The following is a 21,400-nucleotide window of genomic DNA, read 5'->3' on the forward strand; positions in this document are numbered from 1 at the left end:
TCCATGCAACAGCCCCCCATCGCCCACAAGAGCACCCCTTTTTGGTGGGAAGCCGCACCGGTCCGACCGCTGCCGACACAACCGTTGGACAAACAAGCCGATGTCGTGATCGTGGGCGCGGGCTACGCTGGGCTGACAGCGGGGTTGACGCTGGCGCGTGCGGGCCGCCGCGTGGTGGTGCTGGACAAGATGAATCCCGGCGAAGGTGCATCGTCGCGCAATGGCGGCATCACCAGCGGCAACATCCGATTGAGCTATGCCGAACTGGTGCGGAAATATGGTGAAGCCCGCGCCATGGCTATCGAAGCCGAGGGCAAGGCCGCGCGCGAATTCATCTACGACTTTATTCGCACCGAAAACCTGAACTGCGACTTCAGTTTGACCGGTCGTTTTTACGGCGCCATCGGCAAGGCGCAATACGAGACCATGGCCCGCAGCGCCGAAAAGCTGCAGAAAACGCTGGGAATCGAGTCCTATGCGGTTCCGTATGCCGAGCAGCGCCAGTATGTGGGCACCGATTACTATCGAGGCGGCTCGGTCCGCATGGATATAGGCGGACTGCATCCCGGTAAATACCATGCAGAGATTCTGCGCGTGGCACTGGCGGCCGGCGTCACCGTACATTCCGACACGGCAGTCAAGTCCATCACGAACAATGGTGCGGGCTTTCGGGTTGAGACCGCGGCCGGCACCATCATTGGCCGTCAGGTGCTGATCTGCACCAATGGCTATACCGATGGCGCCAATCCGTGGCTGCGGCGCCGCCTGGTGCCCGTACGCAGCCGCATCATCGCCACCGAGGAACTGCCCTCAGAACTGATGGCAGAGCTGATGCCACGCAGAATGATGTGCGGCGAAGGCAAGGTGCTTGGCTATTACTATCGCCCCTCGCCCGACGGAAAACGCATCCTTCTGGGCGGTCGCGATGCATCGCAAAGCGGAGACCCCACGGCATCAACCGTGCAACTGCGCGACGGATTGATCAATCTTTTCCCCGAGCTCGCGGATGTGAAGCTGAGCCACAGCTGGTTTGGCAATGTCGCCATGCACCGCGACATGCTGCCTCGAATCTTTGAACACAATGGGCTGACTTACGCCACGGGCTTTTGCGGCTCGGGCGTCGTGTGGGCACCCTGGATCGGCAGCCGCGCGGCGCACAAGCTATTGGCGGACGATCAACGGAAATCGGCTTTTGATTTCCGGCCTATCCCAGCCATTCCTCTCTACGCCGGCAAGCCATACTTTATGCCTGCACTGATCCAGGTCTATCGGCTGCAGGATCGCCTCGCGCTGGCGCGCGCCGAGCGCTGAATACGTTCTGCCTGCGTGGCTCCAGCCTGGCCCGTGCTCGGCTGCTTTGATTTCACAAGGATGTCTGATGGCCTTTCTCATGCTGTCCTATCCCGAACGCGTCGAAGTGTTTCGCCGCGCTTTCGCCCATGATTTGCCCAACGTTCCCTTCTACAGCGACGCGGCGCAGGTCGACCCGCATGCCGTGCGCTATCTGATGACCTGGACGTTTCCAGATGATCTGTCTGACCGTTATCCGAATCTCGAAGTGATTTTTTCTGTGGGTGCGGGTATCGATCAGGTCGCTCAGACGCCGATCCCGCCTGGGGCAAAGCTGGTGCGCATGATAGAGAGCGGCCTGACTAGTCTGATGCGAGACTATGTCGTGATGAGCGTATTGGCGCTGCATCGCCGCCTGCCGGCTTATCTGGAGCAACAGCGGCGCCATGAATGGATAAATCTCGAGTTCGTCTGGGCAGATCAACGCCGTGTGTCGGTACTGGGCCTGGGCGAGCTCGGCCGTGCGTCGCTCGAGGCGCTCAAGCCGTTCGGATTCCAACTCGCCGGCTGGAGCCGCAGCCCAAAAAACATCGAGGGTATCCGTTCATATCATGGCGCTGATGGATTGCAGGCCATGCTGGCCGCAACCGATATCCTTATCTGCCTGCTGCCACTCACCAACGAAACCACCCACATCTTGAACGCCGAATGCTTTGCGCAATTACCTCGCGGGGCATCGCTCGTTCAAGTGGGTCGTGGCAAGCACATGGACCAAGATGCGCTATTGGCAGCGCTCGATAGCGGACAATTGGAAGCCGCGTTCGTCGACGTGACCGAGCCAGAGCCGCTGCCCGCCGATCATCCGCTGTGGTCTCACGCAAAGGTCGTGCTGACGCCGCATATCGCCGCGCATACGCGCGCTGACAGCGCAGCTGCAGCGACGGTCGCCAATATACAGCGGATACTGGCGGGTGAAGATCCTCATGGGCTCGTCGATTCTTTACGGGGGTATTGACGGCCCCAAAGCTGAAACAACAAACGCTAAAAGGCAGGTTTACGGTGTTGCCATGGCGCTGCCCGTTCAAGTTGAGCTGAAACGCTCAATATCAGGTCTTCGCGCCCGAAGCGTCCCACGAGCTGCGTGGCAACAGGCACGCCCTCTGCCGTGGCGAACAAAGGCAGGCTGGCGGCCGGCTGGCCGGACGCATTGAATGCCGCCATAAAGGTCGCATATCGCGAGACCCTTTTACGCAGATCGAGAAACTCTCCGCGCTGCGTGGACAGCTCTCCGAGCTTCACTGGCAATTCGGTCAATGCCGGCGTCAAAATCAGGTCGAAGTCACTCATGTAGGCTTCCATCGCGCGGCCGATGGCGTGCAAACGGTTCACACTGGCGATGTATTCTTTTGCCATCAGGCGCTTGCCCAGTTCGTAACCCGAGAGCATGATGGGCTCCAGATCGTCGCGTTGCAGCGCCCTGCCCGTCGATGCCAGGCGCGTGTCCACCGCAAGCACGATATTGCTGGCCAAAATACATGCATGCGCCAACACAAAGGCGTCATAGTCGATGACGGGCGGCGCAGAATCGATGACCGTATGCCCCAGGCTGCTCAGCAAGTCAGCGCTGTGCTGCACGGCGCGCAATGGCTCTGGCGCAATCGCGATATCGTTCCACGCCGAACGCCATACAGCGATCCGCAATGGTTTGACGGCCGACTCGGCCACCGCATCCAGATAAGCCCCTGTCTTGGGCGGCGCCGCGTACGGCGCACCAGGCTCGTAGCCGGAGATGGCATCCATGGCGGCGGCAGTGTCCCGGACGGTCACGCTAAGCACGCCGTCGGTCGCCATGCCTCCCCATCCCTCGCCACGCAAAGGCCCCATCGGTACGCGACCACGGGATGCTTTTAAACCATACACGCCACAGCACGCAGCCGGGATGCGAATCGAACCACCACCATCACTACCATGAGCCACCGGGACGATACGTGCCGCCACTGCAGCCGCCGCACCGCCACTAGAGCCACCCGCCGAGCGGCTTCGGTCCCAGGGGTTGAGGGTGGGCCCCCCGTTTATCACGGCCTCGGTCGTCGCCACCATGCAGAACTCCGGCACGGTGGTACGAGCAAACGCAATCAGGCCCGCTTGTTCGAAACGATCCGTGAGCGTGCCATTGCAGTCGTAGGTCGTGTCGTTTAGCAGGCGCGAACCCACACTTGACGGAAACCGCGTGGACGGCAGCCCCGAATCCTTTAACAAAAAAGGAATACCACCGAAGGCTCCCCTCTGTTGCCAGGTTTTCGCCAACTCGATGGAGGTTTCGTACTGTTCGTAGCGCAGCGCATTCAGTGCCTTTCCGCGACTGCGCGCCAACTCCACTGCACAGCGCATCAATTCCTCGGAGGAAACGTCCCCCGACTGAAGTCGGGCTGCCATATCCAAACCGTCCAATGATTCATAGTCGTCATGTTGCATATGCTGTAGGTTCCTCTGAGGAGCCGGCTCGGGAGAGATCCGGCTTGGACCACTGTTTACCGGGAATGGAGTCGATCAATCGACGCGTGTATTCGTGCTGTGGGCGATAGAAAATATCGGTGGCCCGTCCTTGCTCGACCAGCTCGCCTTGCCGCATCACCGCAATGCGGTCGCATATCTCGGCGGCGACGCGCAAGTCGTGCGTAATGAACAGGACCGACAGATCGAATTGCCCGCTGACGGTCTTGAGCAGTTCCAGCACCTGCGCCTGGATGGACACGTCGAGCGCCGACACCGCCTCATCGGCCACGAGCAGCCTAGGGCGTAACGCCAATGCGCGGGCAATGCCTACCCGTTGCCGCTGCCCCCCTGAAAACTGGTGTGGATAGCGATCACCGGCATCGCCCCCCAAGCCCACGAGTTCGAGCAATTCGCGCGCGTGGGCCAACGCTTTGCGCCGTGGCTCACCAAACGCGATAGGTCCTTGCGCCACGGCATCGACGATGCGATGGCGCGGATTCAATGAGGCATACGGATCCTGAAAAACCATCTGGATCTGACGCCGATGCTCGCGCCATTGACGGGCAGACAGGCCCACGAGCTCCGTCCCGTCGAGCTTCACGCTGCCGCTATCGGGAGTGATCAAGCCAGTGAGCGTGCGGCCCAGGGTGGACTTGCCCGATCCCGATTCGCCGACCAGCCCGACCGTTTCGCCCTGCTGAATCGTCAGAGAGATATCGTCCAGCGCCAGTACCTGACGTCCCTTGTCCGAACGAAAGATCTTGCGCAATTGGTCGATCACGATCAGCGGCGGCGCCACGGCTGCCTCGGCTTTGCCCTGGGGCTTATGCGGAACGGCAGCAATTAACTGGCGGGTATAGGCGGCTTGCGGCCGATTCAGGATGTCGTCGGCGGCGCCCTGCTCTACCACCTGGCCATGCCGCATCACAACGATGCGATCAGCAATCTCTGCAACGACGCCAAAATCGTGGGTGATGAAAATCACGCCTATGCCCATCCGTGCCTGGATGTCTTTGATCATCGCCAGGATCTGCGCCTGCGTGGTGACATCCAGCGCCGTCGTAGGCTCGTCGGCGATGAGAATATCCGGCTCCATCGCCAGCGCCATCGCGATGACCGCGCGTTGACGCTGGCCGCCCGACAACTGGAATGGATAGGCATTCATCAACTTGTCGGGCTCAGGCAGCATGACGTCGCGAAACAGCTGCAATATCCTGGCACGACGCGCCTCGACAGAAAGACTGGTATGGCGTTCGAGTACTTCGTCGACCTGGCGCCCAATGCGCATGATGGGATTCAGTGCCGTCATGGGTTCCTGGAACACCATGCCAAAGGACTTGCCTCGCAAGCCGTACCAATCTTTCGGCGTCAGCCCGACCAGCTCGCGGCCGCGATAAAGAATGCTGCCCGAGTCGACCCGCAATTCGCCGTCGGGCAACAGCCCCATCAGGGCATGCGCAGTCACGGATTTGCCTGAACCGGATTCGCCGACCACGCACAGGATTTCGTTTCGGTTAACGGTATAGGACACGTTCTTCACGACGCGCGTCGAGGGACCGTCCTGCACCACAGAGACAGACAGATCGCGGATTTCCAGTAGCGCAGACATCAGCCAGTCCTTTTACGGGCCAGTTTGGGATTGAGCGCATCGTTGAGTGCCTCGCCCACCAAATTGAAAGCCAGAACCGTGATCAGGATGGCAATGCCCGGGAACACGCTCATCCACCATGCATCGCGCAATACGCTGCGCGATGCTCCGATGATGTATCCCCATGTCATGGTGTTGGGATCGCCCAGCCCCAGAAAACTGAGCGCCGATTCCAGCAGGATCGCGCTGGCGACCATCAATGAGCCGGACACGATGACAGGCGACAGACTGTTGGGCAGTATCTGGGTCAGAATAATGCGGAGATTGGACTGACCGCTCAGGACTGCTGCCTCGACGAATTCCCGATGTTTCATGCTCATGAATTCGGCGCGGACCAGCCGCGCCAGCGGTGGCCAGGATACCAGCGCAATCGCAAAAATCACCGTGCCGATACTGGGGGTCAAAATGGCCACGAGCACGACAGCCAGAAAAAACCCGGGAATCGTCTGGAACAGCTCGATGAATCCGACGATGACTTGATCCACCTTGCCGCCATAGAAGCCGGCAATGGCCCCAACTGTGATGCCGACCAAAACCGACACCGCGGTGGAAATCAGCGCCAGCACCAATGTGACCCGAGCCCCATAGGCAATGCCGCTCGCGATATCTCGGCCCAGGGTATCGGTACCCAATAGCGCATCCTCGGACATGGGAGGCATATATGGCGCGTTGACCATGTCCCATGGGCTGTCGGGATATAGCCAACTGGCACAAAGGGCGAGCAGGCTGACCAGTGCCAGCACAGCCAAGCCCATCAGGCCGCCCTTGTTGCGGCAAAACGCGCGAAAGAAGCTTTTCATTTCAGCTCTATCCTGGGATCGACAATCGTGTAGAGAATGTCGGTCAACAGATTGACGACGACAACGACAATGGACGCCACGAAGAACACGCCAAGCAGCACGCTGTAATCGCGCTGCACCAGGGCATCGAACGCCAACCGCCCTATGCCAGGCCAGGCGAACACGGTCTCAACCAGCAAAGACCCGCCTATCAGGTGGCCCGCCTGGATGCCCGCATAGGTGATGATGGGCAGCAAGGCATTGCGCAAGACGTGCCGCATGATCACCGTGCGTTCCGCCAGCCCCTTGGCGCGCGCCGTCTTCACAAAATCGAGCTGGCGGATCTCCAGCATGGAGGCGCGGGTCAACCGTGCATACACCGCCATGTAGAACATGCCCAACGTGATCGTCGGCAGGATCAAATGGCGCGCTATATCGGCGACACGTGCCAGCCCCGTCAGATTGGCGCCCACGCTTTCGTAGCCGAAGGACGGCAACCATTGCAGTTGCACCGAAAACACCAACACCAGCATCAACCCCACCCAAAATATCGGCGTCGCGTAGGCCAGCATGGCAAGTGTCGTGATGACGGTATCGCCCCATTTGCCCACGCGTAGTGCGGCCTGGATACCCAACCCCACTCCGGCAAAAAGCGCGAACGCAAACGACGTTAATGCCAGCACCAGGGTGGCGGGCAAATGCGCCAGGATCAGTGTTGATACGGGGGCTTGCTGCCGATGGGAATAGCCCAGGTCAAACGTGGCCACGTCTTTGAGATAAGACCCGAGCTGTACCACCAAGGGCTTGTCCAGTCCAAAATCCTGGCGCAGCTTTTCGATGTATTCGGCGTCGGCTGCCCCGGACTGTCCTGCCAGGATTTCGGCAGGATCTCCCGGTGCGGCGCGAACGAGAAAGAAATTGAATATAGCGATCATGAAGAGCACCAGGATGCTCTTGATCACGCGCCTGCCCAGAAATCCGGCGACCTTGCTCATTCTTTCGACAACCAGGCGTCGCTGTAGGTGTCGACCACGCCTAGGCCTGTGGTGATGGCGTCATGCACGCGCTTGTTCAAGACTGTGCCGTAATTGGTGTCCACCAGCCACACCAGCGGTACGTCCTCGACCAGAATTTTTTGCACCTCGGAGTAATACTGCTGCCGTTGCGCATCGTCGCCGGCTTTCGCAGCCAGGTTGAACAGTTCGTCGACTTTCGGGTTCTTGTACTGGGACGTGTTGCTGAACATCACGCCCTTGCGGATATTGGTGCTCACATAGGTACGCGCCACACCAATGGCGGGATCGGCATATTGAAAAACGCCGTTGCCCGCCATGTCGTAGTCCCAGTTGCCGACACGCGACACCCATCCGCCTACGTCGGTGCTCTCGAGGTTCAACGCGATACCGACTTTGGACAAGTTCTGCTTGATGTATTCGGCCACGCGCCGCGGCATCTCGCCATAGGGCAATGGGATCATGCTGACGGTGACCCGCACGCCATCGCCATTCGGTTTCAAGCCCATTTCGTCGAGCAGAGCAATGGCTTTCTTGGGATCGTAGTCGTACTTCTTGACGTTCGAATCGTAAAAGCGCGTATTGTGGTGGATCGGCCCGGTGGCGGGTATCCCTTGGCCAACCATGATCTTTTCCGCAATGAACTTGCGGTTGATCGCGTACATCAATGCCTGGCGGAAACGCTTGTCGTTGAACGGTGCTTTCGCGTTGTTCAACTCGATCCATTGCATGGTTGACCAGTATTCGTAACCCTTGTTGGTATGGGTCATGTTGGGCAGCTTTGCCACGCGCGGCACATCCATCGGCTCCAGGTCTTGCAGCCAGGCCTGCATCACTGTGCCCTGCTCGATGGCCAATCGGCGCGAAGCGGCATCGGGGATCACGCGATAAGTAATACCGTCCAGGTACGGGCGGCCGGCTTTCCAGTAATGCTCATTCTTGACCAGCTCCACATACGAGCCGCGTTCCCATTTCTTGAACTTGAAGGGACCGGTGCCGATCGGATGCGCGTTATTCGGATTTTGGCCGATGGGCGTGTCCACGTCGTACAGATGCTTGGGCAAGATGGCACCGCCGCCGATGTCGAGTCCGTACAGGAACGCCGCATAGGGTTCCTTTAACTTGAACACGACGGTGTTCGCATCCGGCGCCGTGATCGACTCGACGTTTTGCATCAGGCCACGAGTACGAGGTGTCTGGGACAACACTTTTTCATACGAAAACACGACGTCTGCCGAGGAAAAAGGCTGGCCATCGTGCCAGGTCACGCCTTGCTGCAGATGGAAGGTATACGTCAGCTTGTCGTCCGAAATCTCCCAGGATTTAGCAAGGCTGGGCAATGGCTTCAGATCAAACGAATAGGTCAGCAGGCTCTCGAAAATCTTGCCACCGACCATCTGCGTCCCGGCCACCTGCTGGAGTGCCAGGATGAGGCTGGGCGGTTCCGGATGCAAAATTGCCGTGAGTACGCCACCGGATTGTGGCGTTTCGGCAGCGTGCGCGGGCAGCTGTGCCAGCGTAGCGGCAGCGGCCAACGCAAACCCGCATTTGACAATGGCCCGACGGGCCTGACTGACCAGTTTCATCCTGTTCTCCATGAAAGACGCGGATCAACGGAAAGCATCAACTGCGCTTGGGTTCGACCCCGCACCACTCGTTCAGAAAGAGCGCAAACGTCTTGGCAACGCGCAGCATGCTCTGCACGCTGACGCTTTCGTTGAACCCGTGATAGTTGCGCGAGACTGGCCCATAGCAGGTAACCGGCACATCGGTCATGAAATGGAAATGCCTGCCGTCAGTCGTGCCGGTCAGCGCAATCGATTCAGGCGCCTCGCCCGCTACGTGCCGATGCATATCGGCCAATAGCCGCAACGCCGGCACGTCCAGGTCGTATTCGCATCCCGGCGCATGAAAACCTTCGTAGCGAATGATGAACTGAGTGTCGGGTTGTGCGACTTCTTGTTCGACCTGGCGTATGCAGGCCTCGATGCGAGCCTTCGCCGTTTCCACCGGCATGTCCGGATAGCACGACAGGCGCAGGCCCAGCGTGCAGACACTGGGCACAGACGAATTCCAATCGCCGGCATGGATCTGGCCGAGATTGAAGTTGATCGGGTGCGCATGATCCCGATATGCAGGATGGCGATTCTCGGGCAGATTCCATTCATGCTCGATTTGCTTGATCGCATCCACGACGCGCACGCCCAGGTCCACCGGATTGATCCCCGTCGTCATCAAAGACGCGTGGGCCGGCTTGCCGATGATATCTACATACATCCAGAACACGCCCACCTGAGCCGACATCAGGCCCTCTTGCGTGGGTTCAGGAATCAACACTGCGTCGAACGAGCTGAGTTTGGCGACGCCCAGCGCGCTTTTCAGCGCCGATATCGTGGCCAGCGTACCGTTACCGGTGTTTTCTTCTTCGAGCACGCCGTTAAAACCGACGAGCGCAGCGGGTTGCATGCCTAGATCCTGCAATGCTTTGAATGCAGCCAGCGAGCACACGATGCCCGCCTTCATATCTCCCGCGCCACGGCCAAAGAGCCAGCCGTCATGCAGGCTGCCTTTAAACGGCGACTCTGCCCAGAGATGCTCCGGCCCCGTGGGAACGACATCCAGGTGGCCGTTGAAAAGCACGGATCGCCCCGTGCTGCGCGTCGGCTCATGACATGCCAACACGTTGAAACGCCCGCCATCGGGGCAGCAGGCCGGTGAATAGAGAGGCAGTCCTTCGATGTCCTCGGTGCGCAGCGCGATGCGTTCGCTCTGCAGGCCCAACGCTGCCAATTCGGCCTCGAGGAACTCGGCTGCCGGGATTTCTTCGCCTAGGAGGCTGCGACATTGCACAAAACGCGACAAGGTGTCGGTCATGTAGTGCTCCAACCTGTCGACTGCCGTTTCGATGTCCTGTGGGGACAACTTTTGCGCCTGGACTTCGTTCATTTCACCTCCATGATTTTGTCGGTAAAATACTAGTATCAGATATTGATACTTACGTGCCTATTAGTGATATCTTAGGATCGTATATAAAACCGGGCAAGGTCTGGGGAATGAGAGATTTCCCTAACATCGACAGTGGTACGACAATCGCTACCCTGTCAGCAGGAGACAAATAAATGAGCAGTGTGGATACTCGATTCAATCAATCCGTAGCCAAGGCATTCGACATCCTTGAAGCCTTCAGCGTGAAGCCCGGCATATTGAGCTTGAATGAGCTGGTCGAGATTTCAAATCTGGATCGCAATTCGACATTACGTATGCTGCACACGTTGGTGGCATTGGGCTATCTCGAACGCGGCCCGAACCAACGCGGCTACACGCTGGGGAAAAAAATCTTGCACCGGACGTTCGATTATCTGCGCGGCAACCCGTTGATCGAGCGCGCCAATCCGGTGCTGATCGAACTGCAGCAAGAGTCCGGCGAAGGGGTAGACCTGAGCCTGCCGAATGATCTGAACATTGTGTACGCACTGCGCCGGCAAACGCGGCGCCGCTACTATTTCGCGACCTTGGTCGGACGCACGATGCCGATGTACCGGGCATGCGCGGGCCGAGCCATCATGGCGCACTTGTCCGAGGAGCAGGTCAATGACATCCTGGCGCGTTCCGACCTCGTGGCAGCCACGCCGCATACGCTCATCGAGCCGCGCGCCATTTGGAAAAAAATCTCACAGGCCCGCCAGGACGGTTTTGCCATGACCGTTCAAGAATCGTTGCTGGGTGAACTCGCCGTGTCGTCGGCTGTGCTGGATATCACGGGCCAGCCCATCGCGGCAATTCACATCTACGGCCTGTTGTCTCAATGGAAGCCAGAGGATTTCGCCCAACGCTATGGGCCTTTGGTGATCAACGCGGCACAGGCGCTGAGCAAGCAGTGAGGCCGACTGGAGTCATTCGGCGCAACACTCGCTCGCGCAGTACATCGTGAACGGGCACAAATCCGAAGCCCCTAGCCTCAATAGGAACAACCTGCAAACCGTGGCTTCTGAACGCAGCAACTACTCGTTGACCAAGTTCTGTGCATCCCTGATGAACCATGGGAGATTTAATCGTTCGCCCTCACCCGACTGGATCGTCAGCCGGGGCTTCGGCGCAACATGTACGGTATCGCCGTCCTTTGCAGTATAGGTGTAGTCCGGCGGCGATGAACCCTGTACCTCGGCAGGCTCGGACGCTGTATTGGCGCATGAGACTAGCAACGCACACATTATCGCCAACGGGACTCGCGATGATGTCAAACGATGGATATGCATGATGCTGCTCCAAGTAGCTATGCCATCAAGCATAGCAAATCCATCAATCCTTCTTCAGCCCCCCAATCGATTTGATCACCGCCTGCCATTTTTGAGTCTCGGAATCGACCAATTGCGTCAATGCGTCAGGCGTTGAGCCCACGGGAGTGGCGCTCAGATCCTTGAGCTGGGCCTGCACATCTGGTTGCGCGACCACCTCATGCAAGGCGCCGCTCAGCGCGTCGACCATCGGACGCGGCATGCCGGCCGGCCCGAATACGGCGTTCCATGTCCATGTCTCGTAGCCCGGCACACCGGATTCCACCATCGTGGGCAGATCGGGAAAAGACGCTACTCTTTCGCTGGTGGTCACCGCGAGCGCGCGCACCGAGCCCGCGCGTATATGCGATGCCGCGCCGCTCAATACGTCGAACAGAATCGGAATATGGCCTGCGATGAGATCGGTCATTGCAGGGCCACCGCCCTTGTATGGCACATGGGTCATCTGCAATCCCATCGTTGATTTGAACAGCTCGCCGGATAGATGCGGTGGCGTTCCCACACCCGACGAGCCATAACTGAATTGATTCGGCTGCGCCTTCACCAAAGCGATCAACTCTCGTACGTTGGTGGCCTTGACCGACTTGTTTACCAGCAGCACGTTGGGCACCGTGACGACCAACGACACGGGCGTGAAATCGGTCTGAGCACGGTATGGCAACTGCTGCCCCATAGACAGCGGATTGATCACGTGCGTGGCGATGGTGCCCATCAATAAGGTATGACCGTCGGGCGTCGCACGCGCCACTTTCGCCGCACCGATTGCACCGCCGCCTCCGGATAGATTTTCCACCACCACGGTGCGCTGGATACGGTCCCCGAGCTTTTGCGCCACCAGACGGGAAACGACATCGGTGGCACCGCCTGCGGCAAACGGGACGACCAGATTAATGGGTCCTTTGGGTAGTACAGAATCAGAGGACCGCGCCAGGACTGGCGAGAATGCCAGCCCGAACATCGCTGAAGCGCCAGCCTGCAATAGCTGGCGGCGTGAGGGATTCTGCATGGTGATGTCTCCGTTTTTTGTATAGGTAATAGATGCATCCCATGGCAGAAGCAGCAAGGATCAGGATGCCGGAGCTGCAATAGTAGGAATCAATCCCTTGATCCTTCAAATAGAATTTTGGCATCGGTGGATCAGGATTGTTGATCGTCGTACCGAGTTGGGTCTCAACCCCAAATGGTGTTACGGTTATTGTGCGAACACCCATCAAGGAGACAAAAATGAAGACGCAGATTAGCTTCAAGAGCACTGATGGAAGCGATGGCGTAGCGCTTGTCGATGGAGCCATTTCCGACCTGGTACACGCCAAACGCGAATTGGCCCATGCCAAGGGTCTGCCTGTGGTGGAGACCAATGATGGACAGTCAGAGGATATCGATGCACGACTGCGACATGGAGGCGTCGATCCGAATTCGGTGAAATTTCTGCATGTCAGCGAGTGAGATAGCCGCAGAACTGCTCGCTCAGAAACTAGAAAGGGCCTACAGAGAAAACTCTGTAGGCCCTCGGTATTGCTGGTCGGGACGGCGGGATTCGAACTCGCGACCCCTTGCACCCCATGCAAGTGCGCTACCAGGCTGCGCTACGCCCCGAAAGAAAAAGAGTATAGCAGAGATAAAAAAAGCCTGCATCGAAATGCAGGCTTTTTTTAAGAAAAATACGAAAATTTTTTAGGGCTTTCGCGATACCGACTTGATGCCTTCGATATGCCAACCTGGCTTATGCATTGCTACCGGCTTGCCCCGTCGGAACGGCCGGAGCAGCGCCACCCGATGAGGAATTCAGCGCCTCTGCCAACATCGTTGAGATGTTGCCCAATTCGGTACGCAGCGACTGCAGCTCTGCCCCGCTCAAGCGCACTGCAGCATCCTGATCATGCGGTGTGTCGCGTGTATCGCCCAGACGATTGCGCGCGCCACTGATCGTGAAGCCTTGTTCGTACAACAAGGAACGGATACGGCGAATCAGCAGGACTTCGTGGTGTTGGTAATAGCGGCGGTTGCCGCGACGCTTTACCGGACTGAGTTGCGTGAACTCCTGTTCCCAGTAACGCAGCACGTGAGGCTTGACGAGACACAGATCGCTGACCTCACCGATGGTGAAGTAGCGTTTGGCGGGAATGGGCGGAAGCGCAACGGTGGGTTCGGGACGAGTCATGGATTGATTTTATGCCGTGATGGACGTTAAGCCGATAACAATTGCCGACAAAGCGTATCACTCCTCGTTGGAGTCCGCACACGTCGGCTCGGTCTGCTCGACCACGCTCTTCAATTTTTGACTGGCGTGAAACGTAACCACGCGCCGCGCAGCGATGGGGATCGTCTCGCCCGTCTTGGGATTGCGCCCAGGACGGGGAGGTTTGTTGCGCACCTGAAAATTGCCAAATCCCGATAGCTTGACGGCATCTCCGCGCGCCAGGGCATCGCGGATTTCCTCGAAGAATGTATCGACGATGTCTTTGGCTTCGCGCTTATTCAGGCCGACTCGCTCGAACAGCAATTCGGCGAGTTCGGCTTTGGTCAAGGTACGCGGCTCAGCAAGCATAGAGGTTCCCATGATCAAGTGCGTTGACGCGCGCCGTGTTCACTGATGAGCGCCTGAGTAATGCGGGCCAGGCAGTCGGCAACACGAGCTTCGTCCAGCGTGACTTCAGTGTCTTGTAGCCAGAAACGGAAAGCAAGGCTTTTCTCGGTGACGGGCTTGCCGTCTTGGGGCTTGTCGCGCCATACATCGAACAGGCGCGTGTCCTGCACCACAGCCAATGTAGCATCTGCTGCGACGGTTGCGGCAACGGTGTCCAGCATCGCCTGGGCGCTGACGGACAAATCGACCCACAAGGCCAAGTCGCGCACGACCACGGGCTGGCGGGAGAGCTCGCGCACCTGGGGCAATTGCCCCTGCGACAGGGCCTGAGCGTCGAGTTCGAAAACCACGGGAGCATGCGCCAGGTCGGCCTGCTGCGCCCAACGCGGGTGCAATTCACCAATCCAACCTACAGGCTGGCCATCGAGATCGATGCGAGCGCTACGGCCAGGATGCAACGCAGGATGCGTCGCAACCTCGAAGCGCAAATCGCTGGCGCGCGCGCCGAACAGGGCCTCTACGTCCATTTTGACGTCGAAGAAATCGACCTGACGAGTCGGCGTGCCCCACTGTTCCTCAACGGCCGGGCCCCAGGCAGCGCCCGACAGACGCAAGGGCTGGCGCACACCAGCCACATCAAGCGGACCATCCTGATGCGCCGCGTCGCGCAGGAACACGCGGCCGAGTTCAAAGACGCGCACGCGCGATTGCTTGCGATTGGCGTTGTAGCGGATGTTGGCGACCAGACCCGCGATCAGGCTGGAACGCATGACCGACAGATGGCTGGCAATGGGATTGAGCAGGCGTACAGGCTCGTTATTGCCTGCGTAGTCACGCTCCCAGTCGGCCTCGACGAAGCTGTAATTGACGACTTCCTGGTAGTCCTGGGCGGCGGCCATGCGGCGCAAGGTATGCGGGCCGCGACGTTGCTCGGGCTGCGAGAACATCTGGGCACGCGCGATGGGCGGCACATCGGGCAGACGCTCGAAACCGTAGATGCGGGCGACTTCTTCGATGAGGTCTTCTTCGATCTCGAGGTCGAAGCGATACGAAGGAGGCTCGACGATGAAGTCGTCGCCGTCGACCTGGAACGACAGACCGAGACTGTTGAAAATCTGTGCGACCTCGGCTTGAGGCACGGGGACGCCCAACACACGATGGCAACGCGACAGGCGCATGCGCACCGGTTGGCGAGTGGGCAGATTCACGATCTGGTCGTCAGCGGGACCGGCCTGGCCACCGCAGATGTCGATGATCAAGCGCGAGATGAATTCCAGATGCTCGGGAATGCTGGCGTAGTCGACGCCACGCTCGAAACGGTGGCTGGCCTCGGAGCTGAATTTGTAGCGGCGTGCACGGCCGGCGATGGACTCGGGCCACCAGAACGCGGCCTCAAGATAGATGTTGGTGGTGTCCAGCGTGACAGAGGTCGCCTCGCCGCCCATGATGCCAGCCAGGCTTTCGACCTGGTCACCGGCCACGACGACACCGACCTTGGGGTTGAGCTCGACGGTCTGGCCGTTGAGCAGCTCGAGGGTTTCGCCCTCGCGAGCCCAGCGTACGTCGATATCGCCGCCGATCTTGTCCAGATCGAAGACGTGGGACGGACGGCCCAATTCGAGCATGACGTAGTTGGAAATATCCACCAGCGCCGAGATCGAGCGCTGCCCTGCCCGCTCGAGGCGGGTTTTCATCCACTCAGGCGTCGCGGCGCGCGCATTGACGCCACGGATCACGCGGCCGGCAAAACGGCCGCACAGGTCCGGCGCGGATACGGTCACGGGCAAACGGTCCTGCAAGGTGACCGGTACGGCGACGGCGGTGGGAACCGACAGCGCAGCGCCGGTCAGGGCCGCGACCTCGCGTGCGACACCGAGGATCGACAGGCAATCGGCACGGTTGGGCGTGAGCTTCAGGGTAAAGAGCGTGTCATCCAGACCCAACGCCTCGCGGATCGACTGACCGGGGGTCAAGCTGCCGGGCAACTCGAGCAGCCCGGCGTGATCCTGGGACAGGCCCAGTTCGCGAGCGGAACACAGCATGCCAGCAGACGGGACGCCACGCATTTTGGCAACGCCGATTTTCATGCCGCCGGGCAATTCGGCGCCGACGCGGGCCAGGGGGACAGTGAGGCCTTGGGCGGCATTGGGAGCACCGCATACGATTTGCAGCAGCTCGCCCGAACCGTCATCAACCTGGCAGACGCGCAGTTTGTCGGCATCGGGGTGCGGCGCAATCGAGACAATGTGCGCGACGACCACGCCCGTAAACGGCGGCGCAGCAGTGGTGGTTTCTTCGACTTCCAGGCCGGCCATGGTGAGCCGATGGGCCAGTTCGTCGGTAGTGATCGTGGGGTTAACCAGGGCGCGGAGCCAAGATTCAGGAAATTGCATGATCAGCCGTCGGTTATACGTTGAACTGGCGCAGGAAGCGCAGGTCGCCTTCGTAGAATTGGCGCAGGTCGTTGACGCCGTAGCGCAACATCGTCAGGCGCTCGAGGCCGGAGCCGAACGCAAAGCCGATGTAACGCTCGGGATCCAGACCGAAGTTGCGCACGACTTGCGGGTGCACCTGGCCTGAACCGGAGATTTCCAGCCAACGGCCGCGGTTCGGGCCCGAGGTGAACATCATGTCGATCTCGGCCGAGGGCTCGGTAAACGGGAAAAAGGACGGGCGGAATCGCACGACCAGATCGTCGCTCTCGAAGAAGCGGCGCAGGAAATCGGTGTAGACACCTTTCAGGTCGGCAAAGGAGATGTCCTCGGCGATCCACAGGCCCTCGACCTGGTGGAACATCGGCGAGTGCGTCGCATCGCTGTCGACGCGATACGTACGGCCTGGAGCGATGACCTTGATGGGCGGCTTGTTCATGCGGGCATAGCGCACCTGCATGGGGCTGGTGTGCGTGCGCAACAGCAGCGGCAAACCATCGCCGTCTTGCAGATCGACGTAGAACGTGTCCTGCATGGATCGCGCAGGGTGGTCCAGGGGGTTGTTCAGCGCGGTGAAGTTGGTCCAGTCGTTTTCGATTTCCGGACCGTCAGCCACGTCGAAACCAATGGAGCGGAAGATTTCCTCGACACGCTCCCAACTGCGGGCCACAGGGTGGATGCCCCCCATCCCACGGCCACGGCCGGGCAAGGTGACATCGATGGTTTCGGCAGCCAGGCGAGCATCGAGCTCGGCCTGAACCAGTTCAGCACGACGCTGGTTCAGCAGGGCTTCGATCTGCTGTTTGGCCTGATTGATACGGCCACCCATTTCGCGTTTCTGTTCGGGGTCGAGCTTGCCCAGACCCTTGAGCAACGCGGTGAGAGCGCCCTCTTTGCCCAGAAAACGCGCCTTGGCATTTTCCAGAGCCGCGGCGTCGGTGGCCTCGGCGAATCGTTCTTGGGCCTGGGAGACCAGGTCTTCAGCCAATAAAGTCATGGAGTCAGTGCCATAAAATGCGCCCCCACGCCGCGCCTGGCGGCTTGCTGCCCCCTGGGGGGCTGTTTTGCCTTGGGGCGGCCCGACGGCAAAACGCAACTAAGCCTCGAAGAGGCATTTTGCCTAAAGACGCAGTTCGATGGGCGCTTCAGCCCTGATACTACGCCCGATGGCCTGCTGCCCCACAAGGGTGCTTCGTCCAAGAACAGCCCCAGACAAAACGCAAACGGGGCCAAAAAGCCCCGTTTGCAGCGATGCGCGATACGATCAGCGCACGTTAGGCGGCCAATGCTGCCTTGGCCTGTTGCACGATGGCGGCGAAGCCGGCCTTGTCGCGCACAGCCAGATCGGCCAGAACCTTGCGGTCGAGTTCGATCGAAGCCTTTTTCAGGCCGGCGATGAACACGCTGTAGCTCATACCCTGCTCACGCACAGCGGCGTTGATACGGGTGATCCACAGAGCACGGAACGTGCGCTTTTTGTTGCGGCGATCGCGATAGGCATATTGGCCAGCACGCATGACCGCCTGTTTGGCGATGCGGAATACGTTACCGCGGCGGCCACGGTAACCCTTGGCGGCGGCAATGACTTTTTTATGACGGGCGCGGGCGGTAACGCCGCGTTTGACGCGAGGCATAGTAGATCTCCGTTATCAAGCGAAAGGCATCATGGCTTTCACGGAAGCCACGTTGGTTTCATGGACCGCAGCCGAACCGCGCAGTTGGCGCTTGTTCTTGGTGGTCTTCTTGGTCAGGATGTGGCGCTTGAAAGCCTGGCCACGCTTGATCGATCCGCTGCCGCGAACCTGAAAGCGCTTGGATGCGCTTTTCTTGGTTTTCATCTTGGGCATGATGATTCCTACGTTTGTTAATTTAATATGGACGCACAGGTGCTCGACGGGCTGGCAGACACATCGCCTGCCGGCACGGCAAGGCTTGCCGAACCTGGATCCACTTCTGGTTTTCCCCGAAAGATCCGGGAAAGCCTTTGATTATATGGTGGTTTTGGGATTTTTGTCTAATTTGATTGCGGCCAATGTCCAAGGCAGCGCTCAATCCCGGGAACACTATGTCCCCTATTCCTCATTCACGGGGGGCCGATACAGGATCCTGGCTGCAGCAGCCTATCGCAAACGACAACGATACTGCAGCGCCTCGGCGACATGGCGGACCTGTATACGGGGCTGTTCGTCCAGATCGGCGACCGTGCGGGCCACGCGGAGCACGCGGTGGGTGGCCCGGGCAGAGCCGTGCAAACGCTGTATGGCCTGAATCAGCAACTGCTGGCTCTCGGCATCCAGCTCGCAGTGAGAATCGATATCGGGGCCGTGGAGTTGGGCGTTGGTGCATCCTTGACGCTGCTGTTGATGCTCGCGGCAACGGGCGACGCGTTCGCGTATGGACTCGGAGGGTTCGCCGGCCGGCAAGGAGAGACAGTCTGTGCCTGTGGCCGGCAACTCGATCAACAAGTCGAGCCGGTCAACGAGTGGGCCGGACAATCTGCCGACATATCGGGCCACCTGATCGGGAGTACACGCACAGGGACGTTTGGGATGCCCGCGCCAGCCGCAAGGACAGGGATTCATGGCTGCAACGAGCTGGAACTGCGCAGGATACTCGACGGTATGCCTGGCCCGGGCGATGACCACCCTGCCCGTCTCCAGCGGCTCTCGCAGCGACTCCAGCGACCTGCGGTTGAATTCGGGAAGCTCGTCCAGAAAAAGGACGCCGTGATGGGCAAGGCTGATTTCGCCCGGCCTGGGAAAAGCGCCGCCGCCAATCAAGGCGGCGGCTGAGGCGCCATGGTGTGGCGCGCGAAACGGCGGCTGGCCCGGCAATGCAGCAGCGAGCGCTCCTGCCAAACTCGACAATGCTGCGGTTTCGAGGGCTTGTACTCGAGAAAGCGGCGGCAGCAGGCCAGGCAACCGCTGCGCCAACATACTCTTGCCAGCGCCTGGCGGACCGACCATCAGTAAGCTGTGCCCGCCTGCTGCAGTAACCTCTAACGCCCGTCTGGCCAGAGGCTGGCCCCGTACGTCGGACAGGCAAGGCGGATGCACCGCCTCGGTCCAGGGACTGGGTTGCGCCGCCGATAGTGTCGCGCTGCCGGTCAAATGCGCCGCCACGTCGGCCAGAGTGTCAGCACAGAGCACCGACAAATCCGGAACCCACGCCGCCATGGCGGCACTGGCTGTAGGCAAGATCATAGTGCTGCCGGGCTGATCGCGGGCAACGGCCAGCGCCAATGCCAGGGGAGCCCCAACGGGCACCAACGCCCCGGTCAACGACAATTCCCCGGCAAACACCAGATTCTGTAATCCCGATGGCGCGGCATCGCCATGCGCACCTGGCACCGCGATTTGACCCGACGCCAACAAAACGCCCAAGGCAATGGGCAGATCAAAACGCGCGGACGCCTTTGGCAGGTCGGCGGGCGACAGATTGACCGTGATACGGCCGTTCGGGAATTCGAAGCCGCTATTGATGATCGCGGCACGCACCCGTTCACGGCTCTCGCGGACCTCGGTATCTGGCAGACCCACCACGGTAAAGGCCGGCAGTCCCACGCCCAAATGCGTTTCTACGCGCACGGCAGGCGCGTCGGCGCCGGACAAGGCGCGGCTGGCAAGGATGGCTAGAGTCATGGCGGCGTCTGAAGTGAAAACGACGGCCAGTATGCGTAAATGCACTCGGTTTGGGCAGTGCCAGGGTGATAGCGATGTCACGCTTTTCAGGCATTTTTTTTGTGGCGCAGGAAATGCTTCATCTGATTTGCGGCGGCAATGGATGGCGTTCCTGAATTACGCAACGAAACGCGCCCCGCCATCACGCCATATCAAACAGCCAGCGCAAACCGATCGGAGAGCGCAGAATGCGAGCGCCTTCGTGCCCCAGTCGCGGCACGATCTCGAACACATGACTGGGCGGCAGACCGCCATACAAATACGCCAGATAGTCTCGGTAGGCGAGACAGCGATCGCGCCGGTCGCTGCCTTGCAGCATGGCCGCTGCGCTGCGGTCCAGGTGCGGATCGTTGGGATCATTGTCGTGCTCGCCCACCAGATAGACGACCTCTTTGCCGGCATAGCTGCGGCGCAGCTCGTCCGGGTCCACACAGGCGACATACGCGTTGGGCCGTTGCAAGCCGTATTTGTAGTGATCGTAATCCGGGCAGTGCAGCAAGGCCTGCCCTGATGGCTGGCCGTACGCGCCACCGGGTCCGTGACCGCGGCGAGCGGCGTCCAGGTATAGGTACGACGACGGTCCCACTACGATGTGGCGCAGCGCGATGCCCAGCTCTCTGGCCAACGTAGGAACGGAACTCGCTGCCGCGTGGCGTTGCACGAATTGTGCTCCCGCCGAATGCCCCACGATAACGAGGCGTTCCAGATCGGGAAAGCGTTCTCGGCACGCCAGGCGCCGGACCATGGCGTCGAGCACTGAAAACGCGCTGACACCTGTGCCGTGGCGCGATGCATCGCCCTGTTTCCAGGCCTGCGGCGCCCAGGCCAGCGTGGATGCGCCCAGGCCCCGCGCACGGGCCTCGCGTCGCGTGTAGAACTGCGGCGCAGCCAGCAACGTCTGGTCGCGGATGCCGCTTCCCGCCAGGCGCGCGGCCCGGTCCAAGGCTCGCCAATAACGGTGGCCGTCGCGCTCGGTGCCATGGACGACCAGTACTGCACGACGTATGCCAGGCTGGGGTTCGTCCAACGTGCTGTCGCTGATATAGACGCAAGCCAGGCCTTCGCGCAGCCAGAGGCGGCGCGCATGCCCGGCATCTGAAACGTGTCGCAGGTTCAAACCGGATTCGCCTCCTACCTCGTGCGCAGCGCGGCACCGTGCCGCGCGAATTGATGATGCGAA

At 60.0% G+C, this 21,400-nt stretch carries 19 protein-coding genes and 1 tRNA gene; 4 read left to right on the forward strand and 16 right to left on the reverse strand.

The features are described from left to right. Positions 1 to 3: 3 nt before the first annotated feature. Both ACYVIT_RS15450 and ACYVIT_RS15455 read left to right on the forward strand, forming a co-directional pair. Positions 4 to 1,311, forward strand: a complete 1,308-nt coding sequence (locus ACYVIT_RS15450) for an NAD(P)/FAD-dependent oxidoreductase (RefSeq protein ID WP_415808276.1) — start codon at positions 4 to 6, stop codon at positions 1,309 to 1,311. A gap of 67 nt (positions 1,312 to 1,378) precedes the next feature. Beyond that, positions 1,379 to 2,305 carry a 2-hydroxyacid dehydrogenase gene (locus ACYVIT_RS15455; protein WP_415808275.1) on the forward strand — a complete coding sequence of 309 codons (927 nt, stop codon included), beginning with the start codon at positions 1,379 to 1,381 and terminating at the stop codon, positions 2,303 to 2,305. A gap of 26 nt (positions 2,306 to 2,331) precedes the next feature. Here the strand turns inward: ACYVIT_RS15455 and ACYVIT_RS15460 are convergent, their stop codons facing one another. The 6 genes from ACYVIT_RS15460 to ACYVIT_RS15485 are packed head-to-tail and all read right to left on the reverse strand — an operon-like array spanning position 2,332 to position 10,172. After that, on the reverse strand, positions 2,332 to 3,765 hold the full coding sequence (locus ACYVIT_RS15460; protein WP_415808274.1) for an amidase: 1,434 nt from the start codon (positions 3,763 to 3,765) through the stop codon (positions 2,332 to 2,334). After that, complete coding sequence (locus ACYVIT_RS15465) at positions 3,755 to 5,395, reverse strand: ABC transporter ATP-binding protein (protein ID WP_415808273.1); 1,641 nt, start codon at positions 5,393 to 5,395, stop codon at positions 3,755 to 3,757. Before ACYVIT_RS15465 ends, ACYVIT_RS15460 begins: the two co-directional genes overlap by 11 nt. Next, positions 5,395 to 6,234 carry an ABC transporter permease gene (locus ACYVIT_RS15470; RefSeq protein WP_415808272.1) on the reverse strand — a complete coding sequence of 280 codons (840 nt, stop codon included), beginning with the start codon at positions 6,232 to 6,234 and terminating at the stop codon, positions 5,395 to 5,397. Before ACYVIT_RS15470 ends, ACYVIT_RS15465 begins: the two co-directional genes overlap by 1 nt. Beyond that, on the reverse strand, positions 6,231 to 7,208 hold the full coding sequence (locus tag ACYVIT_RS15475; protein WP_415808271.1) for an ABC transporter permease: 978 nt from the start codon (positions 7,206 to 7,208) through the stop codon (positions 6,231 to 6,233). Before ACYVIT_RS15475 ends, ACYVIT_RS15470 begins: the two co-directional genes overlap by 4 nt. Continuing rightward, complete coding sequence (locus ACYVIT_RS15480) at positions 7,205 to 8,812, reverse strand: ABC transporter substrate-binding protein (protein WP_415808270.1); 1,608 nt, start codon at positions 8,810 to 8,812, stop codon at positions 7,205 to 7,207. The genes ACYVIT_RS15475 and ACYVIT_RS15480 overlap by 4 nt, the downstream gene beginning before the upstream one ends. A gap of 37 nt (positions 8,813 to 8,849) precedes the next feature. Next, a complete protein-coding gene (locus tag ACYVIT_RS15485; protein ID WP_415808269.1) occupies positions 8,850 to 10,172 on the reverse strand; it encodes an ArgE/DapE family deacylase in 1,323 nt (440 codons plus the stop codon). Positions 10,173 to 10,345: 173 nt separating this feature from the next. Here ACYVIT_RS15485 and ACYVIT_RS15490 point away from each other — a divergent pair, with 173 nt between their 5' ends. Next, positions 10,346 to 11,107 (forward strand): IclR family transcriptional regulator, encoded by a 762-nt coding sequence (locus ACYVIT_RS15490; RefSeq protein ID WP_415808268.1) that lies wholly within the window; start codon positions 10,346 to 10,348, stop codon positions 11,105 to 11,107. Positions 11,108 to 11,525: 418 nt separating this feature from the next. On the opposite strand, the gene ACYVIT_RS15495 is transcribed toward ACYVIT_RS15490, so the two are convergent. Beyond that, a complete protein-coding gene (locus ACYVIT_RS15495) occupies positions 11,526 to 12,527 on the reverse strand; it encodes a Bug family tripartite tricarboxylate transporter substrate binding protein (protein ID WP_415808267.1) in 1,002 nt (333 codons plus the stop codon). A 218-nt stretch (positions 12,528 to 12,745) separates the two neighbouring features. On the opposite strand from ACYVIT_RS15495, the gene ACYVIT_RS15500 reads away from it, so the two are divergent. Continuing rightward, positions 12,746 to 12,967 carry a hypothetical protein gene (locus tag ACYVIT_RS15500; protein WP_415808266.1) on the forward strand — a complete coding sequence of 74 codons (222 nt, stop codon included), beginning with the start codon at positions 12,746 to 12,748 and terminating at the stop codon, positions 12,965 to 12,967. Positions 12,968 to 13,040: 73 nt separating this feature from the next. Here the strand turns inward: ACYVIT_RS15500 and ACYVIT_RS15505 are convergent. The 9 genes from ACYVIT_RS15505 to ACYVIT_RS15545 all read right to left on the reverse strand — a co-directional run bounded on the left by ACYVIT_RS15505 (position 13,041) and on the right by ACYVIT_RS15545 (position 21,337). Then, positions 13,041 to 13,117, reverse strand: a tRNA-Pro gene (locus tag ACYVIT_RS15505). A gap of 127 nt (positions 13,118 to 13,244) precedes the next feature. Next, the gene (locus ACYVIT_RS15510) at positions 13,245 to 13,682 is read right to left on the reverse strand and encodes a MerR family transcriptional regulator (RefSeq protein ID WP_415808265.1); all 438 of its coding nucleotides are present in this window, start codon (positions 13,680 to 13,682) and stop codon (positions 13,245 to 13,247) included. Between the two features lie 57 nt (positions 13,683 to 13,739). Next, positions 13,740 to 14,081, reverse strand: a complete 342-nt coding sequence (locus tag ACYVIT_RS15515; RefSeq protein WP_415808264.1) for an integration host factor subunit alpha — start codon at positions 14,079 to 14,081, stop codon at positions 13,740 to 13,742. Between the two features lie 2 nt (positions 14,082 to 14,083). Beyond that, entirely contained in the window at positions 14,084 to 16,501 is a 2,418-nt protein-coding gene (pheT, locus tag ACYVIT_RS15520) for a phenylalanine--tRNA ligase subunit beta (RefSeq protein WP_415808263.1), read from the reverse strand. 13 nt (positions 16,502 to 16,514) lie between these two features. Next, positions 16,515 to 17,537 (reverse strand): phenylalanine--tRNA ligase subunit alpha, encoded by a 1,023-nt coding sequence (gene pheS / locus ACYVIT_RS15525; protein WP_415808262.1) that lies wholly within the window; start codon positions 17,535 to 17,537, stop codon positions 16,515 to 16,517. Between the two features lie 277 nt (positions 17,538 to 17,814). Then, positions 17,815 to 18,174, reverse strand: a complete 360-nt coding sequence (gene rplT / locus ACYVIT_RS15530) for a 50S ribosomal protein L20 (protein ID WP_415808261.1) — start codon at positions 18,172 to 18,174, stop codon at positions 17,815 to 17,817. Positions 18,175 to 18,189: 15 nt separating this feature from the next. Continuing rightward, entirely contained in the window at positions 18,190 to 18,387 is a 198-nt protein-coding gene (gene rpmI, locus ACYVIT_RS15535) for a 50S ribosomal protein L35 (protein WP_012249552.1), read from the reverse strand. Between the two features lie 273 nt (positions 18,388 to 18,660). Continuing rightward, positions 18,661 to 20,181, reverse strand: a complete 1,521-nt coding sequence (locus ACYVIT_RS15540; protein ID WP_460478225.1) for a YifB family Mg chelatase-like AAA ATPase — start codon at positions 20,179 to 20,181, stop codon at positions 18,661 to 18,663. A gap of 181 nt (positions 20,182 to 20,362) precedes the next feature. Continuing rightward, positions 20,363 to 21,337 carry an alpha/beta hydrolase gene (locus tag ACYVIT_RS15545; protein WP_415808259.1) on the reverse strand — a complete coding sequence of 325 codons (975 nt, stop codon included), beginning with the start codon at positions 21,335 to 21,337 and terminating at the stop codon, positions 20,363 to 20,365. Positions 21,338 to 21,400: the final 63 nt, after the last annotated feature.

It is taken from the genome of Bordetella muralis (genome assembly GCF_054781015.1).